At 39.2% G+C, this 11618-nt stretch carries 10 protein-coding genes; all 10 read right to left on the bottom strand.

Translation table 11 applies throughout. The features are described from left to right. Nucleotides 1–46: 46 nt before the first annotated feature. The 10 genes from ACIQXV_RS23995 to dpaA all read right to left on the bottom strand — a co-directional run bounded on the left by ACIQXV_RS23995 (nucleotide 47) and on the right by dpaA (nucleotide 11407). Nucleotides 47–772 (bottom strand): GntR family transcriptional regulator, encoded by a 726-nt coding sequence (locus ACIQXV_RS23995; protein WP_402963001.1) that lies wholly within the window; start codon nucleotides 770–772, stop codon nucleotides 47–49. Nucleotides 773–1094: 322 nt separating this feature from the next. Continuing rightward, entirely contained in the window at nucleotides 1095–3440 is a 2346-nt protein-coding gene (locus ACIQXV_RS23990) for a DNA translocase FtsK (RefSeq protein ID WP_402962997.1), read from the bottom strand. 135 nt (nucleotides 3441–3575) lie between these two features. Next, nucleotides 3576–3815, bottom strand: a complete 240-nt coding sequence (locus tag ACIQXV_RS23985; RefSeq protein WP_402962994.1) for a YlzJ-like family protein — start codon at nucleotides 3813–3815, stop codon at nucleotides 3576–3578. After that, nucleotides 3812–4564, bottom strand: coding sequence for a ClpP family protease (locus tag ACIQXV_RS23980; RefSeq protein WP_402962991.1), 753 nt, complete (start codon nucleotides 4562–4564; stop codon nucleotides 3812–3814). Before ACIQXV_RS23980 ends, ACIQXV_RS23985 begins: the two co-directional genes overlap by 4 nt. Nucleotides 4565–4676: 112 nt before the next feature. After that, nucleotides 4677–6344: a ribonuclease J gene (locus ACIQXV_RS23975; protein ID WP_402962988.1), complete on the bottom strand. Its 1668-nt coding sequence runs from the start codon at nucleotides 6342–6344 to the stop codon at nucleotides 4677–4679. 157 nt (nucleotides 6345–6501) lie between these two features. After that, on the bottom strand, nucleotides 6502–7374 hold the full coding sequence (gene dapA / locus ACIQXV_RS23970) for a 4-hydroxy-tetrahydrodipicolinate synthase (RefSeq protein ID WP_402962986.1): 873 nt from the start codon (nucleotides 7372–7374) through the stop codon (nucleotides 6502–6504). A 57-nt stretch (nucleotides 7375–7431) separates the two neighbouring features. Continuing rightward, nucleotides 7432–8670: an aspartate kinase gene (gene dapG / locus ACIQXV_RS23965; RefSeq protein WP_402962983.1), complete on the bottom strand. Its 1239-nt coding sequence runs from the start codon at nucleotides 8668–8670 to the stop codon at nucleotides 7432–7434. 35 nt (nucleotides 8671–8705) lie between these two features. Beyond that, nucleotides 8706–9755: an aspartate-semialdehyde dehydrogenase gene (gene asd / locus ACIQXV_RS23960; protein ID WP_402962980.1), complete on the bottom strand. Its 1050-nt coding sequence runs from the start codon at nucleotides 9753–9755 to the stop codon at nucleotides 8706–8708. 153 nt (nucleotides 9756–9908) lie between these two features. Next, on the bottom strand, nucleotides 9909–10508 hold the full coding sequence (gene dpaB, locus ACIQXV_RS23955) for a dipicolinate synthase subunit B (protein ID WP_402962978.1): 600 nt from the start codon (nucleotides 10506–10508) through the stop codon (nucleotides 9909–9911). Continuing rightward, nucleotides 10505–11407, bottom strand: coding sequence for a dipicolinic acid synthetase subunit A (gene dpaA, locus ACIQXV_RS23950; protein WP_402962975.1), 903 nt, complete (start codon nucleotides 11405–11407; stop codon nucleotides 10505–10507). The genes dpaB and dpaA overlap by 4 nt, the downstream gene beginning before the upstream one ends. Nucleotides 11408–11618 lie beyond the last annotated feature (211 nt).

Raw genomic sequence — 11618 nt, 5'->3', positions numbered from 1 at the left:
ATTCTTTAAAGCTTGCTGATTGCGTTTTCATAAAGGACGAAAAAAATTAGAATCTTTTCCTTAAAACATGAAAACTAAATTTATCCGCTTTAAAATAGTTTACCGAAAATAGGACAGGTTCATCCATTTCATCGAAATGCATTTGTTTTAAAACTAACAATGCAGTTTCAGGATCACATTCTAGAATTGGGGAAATTTTTTCATGATAGCCTAAAGGCTCGATTTGAGCAACCGCATATGTAATTTTGCGATTTGCCTCTTCTTCTAATATCTGAAAAATAGATTCTTCCTCATGGGAAAATGTCTCTGGCAAAATACGTTCAGGTACCTTGTCAATGCAATAGACGACAGGTTCACCGTTTGCGGTCCTTACCCGTTCCATCACGAACATCTCCTCACTAGTAGAACATGAGAAACGACGAATATCCTCCTCGGTAGGATCTTGAGTTGATGAACTTAAGAAAATTGTGCCCGGTTTCATTCCAGCTTGTTTAATCATGTCAGTAACACTATTAAGTTGTTCAATCCCTGAAGTAAACATCGGCTTTGCGTTAACGAAGGTTCCAACACCGTGCCTTCTAATGATAACGTTTTCTTCCTCAAGAATGCGCAGTGCTTCCCGAAGCGTTGCCCTGCTTACACCAAGCTGTTTGGCAAGATCGAATTCAGAAGGTAATTTTTCTTTTTCTTTGTAAATCCCTTGTTCAATATCTTGCTTTAACCGATCGATTACTTGTAAATATAAATGCCGGTTATCTGACTTAATTGACATGCTGTTTCCTCCAGCCCTTTTCCTTAGACATCAGACATCTGATATCATTCCTACTAATCGAGATTTATATTACCATTAATTTTGCGATAAATAAATAGGAATTCAATATTTTGTCGAAAAAAGGTCTGAAGATAAAATTTGTTATAAATCAGCTAATTAAATCATCTGAAAATCTGCTATAATTAAATGCTTTTCTAAAAAGTGAAAATCAGTTGCGGGAAATTCGTAGGACTTTTCCTTGATACAATCATTCACCTCCTATAACTATAGTATCAGATTTCCGAAAAATAGTATTTAAAAAAAGAGCCAAATGGCTCTTTTTTTATGAACTCTGTTCTTCTTTTGGTTTCGTTTGTAATACAGCACGAGGTTTACTTCCTTCATATGGTCCAACTACACCGCGTGCTTCCATTTCATCTATTAGTCGGGCCGCTCTTGTATAGCCGATTCGGAAGCGGCGCTGCAGCATGGAAACCGATGCAGTTTGCATTTCAATGATTAGTTCTACTGCATCATCATACAAATCATCATCAACAGCACCTGTTACCTCCGGAATATCATCCGGGATCATTTCTTCTTGGTATTGTGCCTTTTGTTGTGAAATAACAAATTCTACTGTATCTTCTACCTCTTGATCGGAAAGGAAAGCCCCCTGAACCCGGACAGGTTTTGATGCCCCAACTGGCAGGAATAACATATCACCCCGGCCAAGCAGCTTTTCCGCCCCGCCCATATCCAGGATTGTTCTTGAATCCGTTGCACTTGACACTGCGAAGGCAATTCTCGATGGTATATTCGCTTTAATGACACCGGTTATGACGTCAACAGATGGCCGCTGTGTAGCGATGATTAAATGAATACCTGCAGCCCGTGCCATTTGTGCAAGCCGCGTAATCGAATCTTCAACATCTGAAGAGGCAACCATCATTAAATCGGCTAACTCATCCACGATAACGACAATATATGGCAATAACGGCTGCTTGTCATTTTCTTCAAGATTATGTTTTCTTATGTGATCGTTATAGCCTTCAATATTACGTGTTCCTGTGTAGGAAAATAATTCATACCGTCTTTCCATTTCACTTACAACTTTCTTTAATGCTTGTGACGCCTTTTTGGCATCTGTTACCACGGGCGCGAGCAAATGAGGAATTCCATTATAAACATTGAGTTCGACCATTTTTGGGTCAATCATCATTAATTTAACTTCATGAGGCTTTGCCCTCATCAAAATACTGGTGATAATACCGTTAATACAAACACTTTTTCCACTTCCCGTTGCTCCAGCAACAAGTAAATGGGGCATCTTATTCATTTCTGCCAGCACCGCTTCACCGGTAATATCCCTGCCAAGGCCGATTAAAAGTTTTGCATCCGGTTTATCATTTTGGGTAGCTTCTAAAACCTCTCTTAATGAAACCATGGCAACGTCTGAATTTGGAACCTCGATGCCAATAGCTGACTTTCCGGGAATAGGAGCTTCAATACGAATACCTTTAGCAGCAAGTGCTAATGCGATATCATCACTTAAGCTGACAATTTTACTAACCTTTACGCCAACATCCGGGTGTACCTCATATTTTGTAACAGCAGGTCCTAAATGCACCTGTGTGACGCGCGCTTTAACGCCAAAGCTTTGAAATGTTCTTTCAAGCTTGGCTGCGTTCGCATGGATTAGCTCATATTCACCACTTTGGTCTGTTTTCTTTGGAAGCTTTAACAGTCTGAGCGGCGGCAATTCGTAGGCCACATTTTCAACTTCAGTAAATGTAATTGTTGGGGTATGATCATCCTCATCCACTACCGTTTTACCTTTTCGTTCCTTCGTTTGTTCTTTTGGAGTTTTTTCCTTTGTTACCTCATCAACATAAGCCCTGTCTGCAAAACTTGAAATAATTGGTTCGGGGATTCTCGGTTCCTCCTGAACAGGCTGCTGATTGTTTATGACAGGTACACTTTCGCTTTGGCGATTTTCTTGTTCTTTCTGCCGCTGCGTTTTTCTTTCATTTTTACGCTCATGTTGTTTTTGTTTCCATTCAGACATATCTGATTTAAAGGCAGACCATTGATCTTTTGAAAAATCAAAAAGGGTTATCACGATTTTTCCAATGAAATCTCCAAAGGATTTTCCTGTAAGTAATACAATTCCAATTATAATGAATATAAAAGCAATAATTTTTGTACCTGTTTCTGCGAAAAGGTAATGAAATAAAGCAAACAAGATAGCTCCAAGAATACCGCCGCCAAGATCGGTCGTACTCGTTTCCCCACGAAGTTCCATCATAAATAATTCCCAAGTGTTTCCAATAACACTGGGGTCTTTAAATTTTCCATCGTTGGTCAACAAATGAAAGAGCGTAACATGACTTAATAGCAGGATAGCAGAAACGATAAAATAGATTCCAACTAATTTAATATGGAAGAAAAAAGGAATGCTACGTTTCCACATCAAATAAACGCTTAAAATTACCAGCCCAATGAGACATAGCATATACCATTCTCCCATCCAAAAACGGAAGAATAGAACAGTTGCTTTCCCGACTGCCCCGAGCTTTGCTATCGAAATAATTGCTAACGCTAAAATAACTAATGCGGATAATTCATATTGAACGGTTCGTTTTAAATGGTTATCTCTCTTTTTAGGTTTTCTTCTCTTTTTTTTGGCCATCTAATCACCTGCATACTTCTTTTAATGGTATCTATTTCCTCTATTATTAATTTATCGTAACTAATAATAGGGTTAAAAAGGAAAGCAGCCTTATTGGCTGCTCTATACTTGATAACATAATTATACCATAATCTACTATTGCAATGCGGACAAACCTCCAAGGTCACCGAATGAAATTTTTGCCCCGGGGTAAATCATCTCATTCATAAAATGCTGCGGATCGCTGCTTAAGATGCGAATAACTTGCACATTTTGCTGATCCGCAAGATCTACTAAAAGTGGAATGCCTTGATAGGTTACCATTTGTTGTTTGCTTGCTGACTCTGCTTCATTTGGAAAAACAAGTTCATTGGGCATCATCGTATATAAAATCATTGAAGCAGCCCCTCATTTTTTTCTTTATGAAGATCAATCATTTCATTTAACTTTTTCATTGCAGGACCCAATCCGCCTACTTCGTCGATTAAACCAGATTTTACGGCATCCACACCAATGACATTCGTTCCAATATCCCTCGTTAAATTTCCCTTGGCAAACATTAAGTCTTTAAATGTATCCTCCGTTATTTTGGAGTGCTTCGTAACGAAATTGACAACCCGTTCCTGCATTTTATCCAAATATTCAAAGGTGGCGGGAACTCCAATAACAAGACCTGTTAAGCGAATGGGATGGATGGTCATCGTTGCGGTTTCGGCAATAAAGGAATAGTCACAGGACACGGCAATCGGGACACCGATCGAATGCCCCCCGCCCAGTACGATAGATACAGTTGGTTTTGAAATGGATGCAATCATTTCGGATATGGCAAGACCTGCTTCAACATCGCCGCCAACTGTATTCAAAATAATTAATACCCCTTCAATTTTCGGATTTTGCTCAATTGCCACAAGCTGAGGCAGTAAGTGTTCATATTTTGTCGTCTTATTTTGCGGCGGCAGGGCTAAGTGACCTTCAATCTGGCCAATTATGGTTAAGCAATGAATTCTGGAATCTGCTGACAGCTGCGGCACATTGGTTTGTCCAAGCTGTTGAATTTTCTCTATTAACGCCGAAGAAGGCTTTTCATCTTTTTGAGGTTCTTGCCCTTCTTGGTTATCAGAATTTTTTTGAATATCGTTATTCATCCTATTACTCCCTTCAAGCATGATATATTTTAGTATTAACCCCTTGTGCTATTTCATGCTTGAAATTAAAAAAGGCATGGGTTTTAATAATAAACCCATGCCTTTTTCTATATTACACTTCCATGATAATTGGTAGAATCATTGGTCTTCTTTTTGTTTTTTCAAATAAGGATCGATTTAATTCATCTCTTATTTCCTGCTTAAGGCTTGACCATTCAAATGAACCTTTTGCCGTATTCCTCTCTACAATATCACGTACTACCTTTGTAGAATCATCCATTAATTTTTCTGATTCCCTTACGTAGACAAACCCTCTTGAAATAATTTCAGGGCCGGCAGCAATTTTCTTTTCTTGTTTTGTTAAGGTGACAACCACTATAAGAATTCCATCTTGTGATAAAAGTCTTCTATCCCTTAATACAATATTTCCAACATCCCCTACACCAATACCATCAATAAGGACATTTCCAGATGGAACCTTTCCGGTAATGGATAACGTTCCTTCCTTCCATTCCACGACATCACCGCGATCAGGAATGATTATTTGTTCATCATCAAGTCCATTTTCCATGGCCACTTTTCGGTGTGCCTTCAGCATCCGATACTCACCATGAACAGGAATCAAGTATTTCGGTTTCATTAAGTTGATCATAAACTTTAATTCTTCCTGGCTGCCGTGGCTCGAGACATGAATTGTTTTTTTGCCGGAAATGACATTGGCCCCTGCTCTAAACAGCATATCGATTGTTTTGAATAAAAATACTTCACTTCCCCTAAGTGGCGAAGCAGCAATTAAAACGGTATCCCCAGGCTGAATGTTTAAAAGCTTATGTGTTTGCTTTGCCATTTTCTGAAGTGCCTCGATTGGTTCCCCTTGACTGCCCGTCATTAATACAACAATTTCACGGTCTTGATATTCCTTTATGGCACTTACCGGAATAATGAGCTCTTCAGCCACTTCTAAATATCCTAAATCGAGGGCAATATGATAAATTCTTTCAAGACTTTTCCCAACTACTGCGACTTTGCGTCCGTTTTCTCTTGCTGCATCAAAGATATGCTGAATTCGGTTTATATCCGATGCAAAACAGGCGGCAATAATTCTTCCTGGTGAATTATAAAAAGCATTCGACATTTCGCGTACAACGATGGCTTCAGATGTTGTATAGCCTGGCTTTTCCGATTCGGTACTGTCAGACAATAAACATAACACCCCTTGATCGCCAATTGATGCCATTTTCCCGATTTCCGGTTTATAAAGCTTAGTAGCTGCCTGGTCAAATTTGAAGTCACCCGTATAAACAATAATTCCTTCTGAAGTATGGATACAAACTCCTACTGAATCAGGGATACTATGATTTGTTCTAAAAAAACTAACATTAACAGCGTCTAACTCCACGACTGTGTCAGAAACTACTTCAATAAAGTTTGCTTTTCCATTAAAATCCTGCTCCTTAAGTTTTGCATTGGCAAGAGCAAGCGTTAGCTTCGTTCCATAAACAGGAACATCCACTTGACGAAGTACGTAGGAAAGTGAACCAATATGGTCCTCATGTCCATGTGTTAAAAAAATTGCTTTTACCCGTTCCCTATTATCTTTTAAATATGTTAGATCTGGAATGACCATATCGATACCAAGCATTTCTTCCTCGGGGAACATTAAGCCGGCATCAATAATGAATATGTCCTTGTCCACCTCAACAAGATACATATTCTTTCCGATTTCTCCTATACCACCAAGTGCAATGACCTTGATGGAGGTATTTTTTTTCTTTATCAATTTACGTTTCCTCCTACATGATGTTTAGCCCGATCGAAATCAGTTATGATTATTATACTTGATATAAGAAAACCTTTACAACCAATATTAGCTAATTTACCCAGCACATAAAAAAAGAGCCTACCGATTTCCCTTTCGGTAAGCCCTTAAGTCATTATTAATTATTTTTTAATAAAGAGATCAAAGTGGCACGTTCATGTTCTGTTAAGCCCACAAGTGGCAGCCTGACAGAACCTACATCCAACCCGGATACCTGTAATGCCGTTTTAACAGGAGCAGGGCTGGGAGCGGCGAATAACCCTTGCATAATTGGGAGCAGCTGCTGATGTAATGTTGCAGCCTCGGCATTTTCTCCATCAAAAAATGCCTTTACCATTTCTTGCAGTTTATTTCCAATCACATGTGAAGCGACTGAGACAACACCTACACCGCCAATGGAAAGAACCGGAATTGTTAAGGCGTCATCCCCGCTATATAAAACGAAATCCTCAGCGGTATTGGCAATAATATGGGTCATGGCGTTTAAATCCCCGCTTGCTTCCTTAACAGCCACAATATTCGTGACATCAGACAGGCGGATAATCGTCTCTGGTAGAATATTAACAGAAGACCTGCCAGGAATATTGTATACCATAACCGGAAGGTATGTTGCTTCAGCAACTGCTTTGAAATGCTGATACAAGCCTTCTTGATTTGGTTTATTATAATATGGCGCTACGACCATTATGGCATCCACACCAAGCTGCTCTGCTTTTTTAGTCAATTCTATCGAGGCATAAGTATTATTACTTCCAGTTCCTGCAATGACTGGAACCCGTTTTTTTACAACTTTTACAACATGATCAAATAAGGCCAGCTTTTCCTCTTTCGATAATGTTGGTGATTCACCAGTAGTTCCTGCTATCACAAGGGAGTCTGTTCCATTTTCTATCAAGTAATTAACTAATTGAGTGGTTTTAGCAAAGTCAATATGCCCTTTTTTATCAAAAGGGGTGACCATTGCCGTGGAAACTCGCCCGAAATGAACCATTTTCCTACTCCTTTCAATACATACAACTTTCACTCTTTTTCTTCTTTACAATACACATCAAAATGATTTATATTCAATGGATTCTTCTTCTAATTGAAAGGCATCATGCAAGGCATTTACAGATTTAACTAAGTCATCCTGCATGACTAATACCCAAATAGTTGTATGACTGTCTGCCGATTGTAAAATACGAATTCCTTGATCTGATAATGCCGTGACGATTTTGGAGGTAACCCCCGGTACACCAGCTATTCCTGCACCAACGACAGATACCTTCGCACAATGTCGTTCGACTACAGGTTCATGACCTATTTCGTTTAAGACCTGGATAGCCAAGTCCGTCATTTCCTCTGTTACCGTATAAACAACACCATTAGGCGAAATATTGATAAAGTCTACACTTATTTTCTCATTAGCCATCGCTTTAAAAACTTCTGCCTGCAAGTTATATTGATCCTTTTTAGCAAAAACCTTTATTTGCGTGACATTTGAAACGTGAGCAATCCCAGTGACAGTTCGCTCTCTAATGTCACTTCCGCGTTTATCTTTATTTAATGTTGTAACCAATGTTCCTAAATTGTCTGAATACGTGGAACGAATGCGAATTGGTACTTTTGCCTGCATGGCAATCTCCACTGCTCTTGGATGTATGACCTTTGCACCTTGATAGGCCATATTACAAACCTCTGTATAGGTCACAATTGGGAGCGGTCGTGCATTTTCGGCAATACGCGGGTCCGCAGTCATAATCCCTTCCACATCAGTGAAAATATCAATCCACTCGGCATTTAGAGCCGCTCCTAAGGCTGCTGCAGAGGTATCGCTTCCGCCTCGTCCAATAGTGGTAATATCACCATTTTTCGCAGCTCCTTGGAATCCGGCAACGACAACCACATCGTTATTTTCTAGTTCCCTCAGAAGCCTGTCACATTTCATTTCATATATCTTTGCGTTTGTATGGTCATTGTTTGTACGAAATCCTGCTTGTGCTCCTGTTAACGCTAATGAATTAATTCCACTCGCCAATAGCATATTCGAAAAAACAACACTAGAAATAACCTCACCACAGGACAGTAATAAATCATGTTCCCGCTTTGAGATTTTGCTTAGGTTGCCCCCAATTAGAGATAATAGTGTATCAGTTGCATAGGGGTCTCCCTTTCTCCCCATTGCTGATACGACAACAACAACTTTGTATCCATCAGCTATTGCTTTTTCGATATGACGTTGAGCGTGCTTCCTGCTCTCTTCATCTTTGACAGATGTCCCGCCAAATTTTTGTACAATAATTTTCATGGTGACACCAAAACCTGCCTTTTTGGATGTAACGTTTATTTTACTAACCCTAATTTAACTAAACTTTCGGCAATTTGCACTGAATTCCATGCGGCGCCTTTTAGCAGGTTGTCAGAAACTACCCACATATGGAAGCCACGGTCTTCATCGATGTCTTTTCTAATACGTCCAACAAAAACATCATTTTTTCCAACACAATTTGCTGGCATTGGATATACTTGATTATCCGGATCATCTTGTAGGATAACACCTGGAGCATCCTTTAATAAGGCTTTAATATCATTTGCACTTACATTCTCGGATTCAATTTCAAAATAGACGGATTCTGAATGGCCTACCGCAACAGGAAGACGAACGCAGGTAGCAGAAACCTGTAATTCCGGTAAATGCATAATTTTTTTCGTTTCATTAATCATTTTCATTTCCTCAAACGTGTAGCCATTATCTTGGAATTTATCAATTTGCGGAATCGCATTAAAAGCAATTTGATAATGGTTTTTATCAGATTTCACTGGTAATATCTTAGGTTCGTACGCTTCTTCATTTAAGATGGACTTTGTTTGTTCCATTAATTCTTCAACCGCAGCAGCACCTGATCCGGATACTGCTTGGTAAGTGGATACAATAACCTTTTTCAAACCATATTTTTGACGAATCGGTTCAAGGGCCACCACCATTTGGATCGTCGAACAATTTGGGTTAGCAATGATTCCATTATGGTGGTGCAAGTCCGCTTCGTTTACTTCAGGAACAACTAGTGGTTTATCTACATCCATTCTAAATGCACTAGTGTTGTCCACGACGATGGCTCCACGTTTAACTGCTTCAGGGCCGAGTTCCTTTGACACATTGCCGCCTGCGCTAAATAAGGCAATTTCTACACCCTCAAAACTCTCAGGCTTTGCTTCCTGTATCGTTATTTCCTGACCATTTACATTAACCTTTTTCCCAGCTGACCTTGCTGAGGAAAGAAGAGTAAGTTTTCTGATTGGAAAATTCTCTTTCAATAATGTTTGAATCATTTGTTGTCCAACTGCTCCTGTTGCCCCAACAACGGCAACGTGATATCCATTTTGCTGATTCATTTCTAGTTTCCCCTTTCATTCTTTCAACTATCTATTGCTAGTTATTTCTATTATTAAAATCATATCAGAAGGGGGAATCCCCCCTGATAAAAGATTAATTAATTTTAACATATTCTTTTAAAGAAATAACCTTTTTTGCCGAAAGTGGGGGGATTAATCAGAATCTTTATACCTTTCTACTAGAACGGGTTGAAGCTGTTTCCCTTCAATTGCAGCTTCCACTGTTTCAGACAGAAGTGTCATTCTGGCAACCATCGAATTTGGCTTTTTCACAAAATCATCCTGCCCATAGGGAATAAAATAAATATTCTTTGTCGCCATTAGTCTCATTAAATTTACACCATTTAAGCCAAGTGCGTCATTCGTTGAAATCCCAAGGACAACTGGCTTTAAATTCCTTAGCGTTGCTTTAGCTGCCATTAAAACGGGGCTATCGTTTATGGCATTGGCAAATTTACTCATCGAGACACCTGTTAAAGGTGCAATGACCATACAATCTAAGGGAATTTTCGGGCCTAAAGGCTCCGCTTTAACAATCGAATCAATTACCTTATGACCTGTTAAGTCTTCAATTCTTTGGATCCAATCTTCCCCATTTCCAAAACGGGTTTCCGTATTCTTAACTGTAAACGTTACAACTGGCATTACTTCTGCCCCAGCCTGAACTAACTTCTCTATTTCTGGAAAAACCGCATCATACGTACAATGCGAACCAGTAAGACCAAAGCCAATTCTTTTACCATTTAAACTCATTTTACTTTCCCCTTTCGGTTTTCCAGGTCATCTTGGAGTAGTTGTGAAAGAACATCAGCAAGAATTATACCGGCCGTTTTTGGAGCAACAATTCCAGGTAAACTAGGTGCTAACAATGCCTTAATTCCTCTTTTTTCTGCATAACGGAAATCTGTACCGCCCGGTTTTGAGGCAATATCAATAACTAGTGTATGGGCTGGTAACTTTGCTATTACTGCAGCACTTACGATTGGATAGGGAATGGTGTTGATTAAAATATCCGTCCCTAAAACTTCTTTCTCGATATTACTTAAATGAAATGGAATGACACCCATTTCGGTAATTCTCGCAAGATGTTCACTTTTTCGTGCTCCAACTTTTACTTTTGCACCAAGAGCATGAAAGGCCCTTGCCGTACTCATTCCACATCTTCCCAATCCCAAAATGGTGATAGTAGAACCATGAATGGTAAAGTCAGTATGCTGTATGGCCATCATAATGGTTCCTTCAACAGTGGGAATAGAATTATATATAGCTACATCGTCCCTTGAAAATAGCTGCACAAGTGTTCTTTTCGACTGCTTAATAATTCCATTTAAAAATGGATTACTTATTCCTGAATAAATCGTGCAATGTTCAGGGGTTTTTGAAAGTATTTCCTCTGTTAAAATCACTTTCTCGTTTGAGAAAATCGTTTCTACTTGACCTTCTAGATTCGTGCCAGCTACCGGCAAAATAAGAGCGTCTATATTCGAGAAATCAACCTCATCCAACTTTTCCTTAACAGCACCAGTGAACGCATGGTCAAGCTGTTCGAACCCAATTAGCGATAGTCGGGCATCTAATTCGGTTAACTTCCGGATAATTTCCAGCTGTCTGGCATCTCCACCTATTAAGGCTATCTGCATCCCTGTCAGCATGAAAACATTCACCTTCTTTTTTTAAAAATCCAACTAGGAATTCCTTTTCTTGGTCTAGCTTTTCTTCATATCACTTCAACATCTTATGTAAGATTGGTTCATTCGGTGAGTTTTCCACCTTTAGAAAAATAAAAAAGCCCAAGCAAATGATATTATCCCCTTTAGGTAGACAGTGTAAAAAAGTCCATTATTTCTTATGGATGATACACTA

It is taken from the genome of Neobacillus sp. NPDC097160 (genome assembly GCF_044762155.1).
In the GTDB taxonomy this organism is placed as follows: domain Bacteria; phylum Bacillota; class Bacilli; order Bacillales; family Cytobacillaceae; genus Neobacillus.
This window is presented reverse-complemented; position numbering and strand designations above follow the sequence as displayed.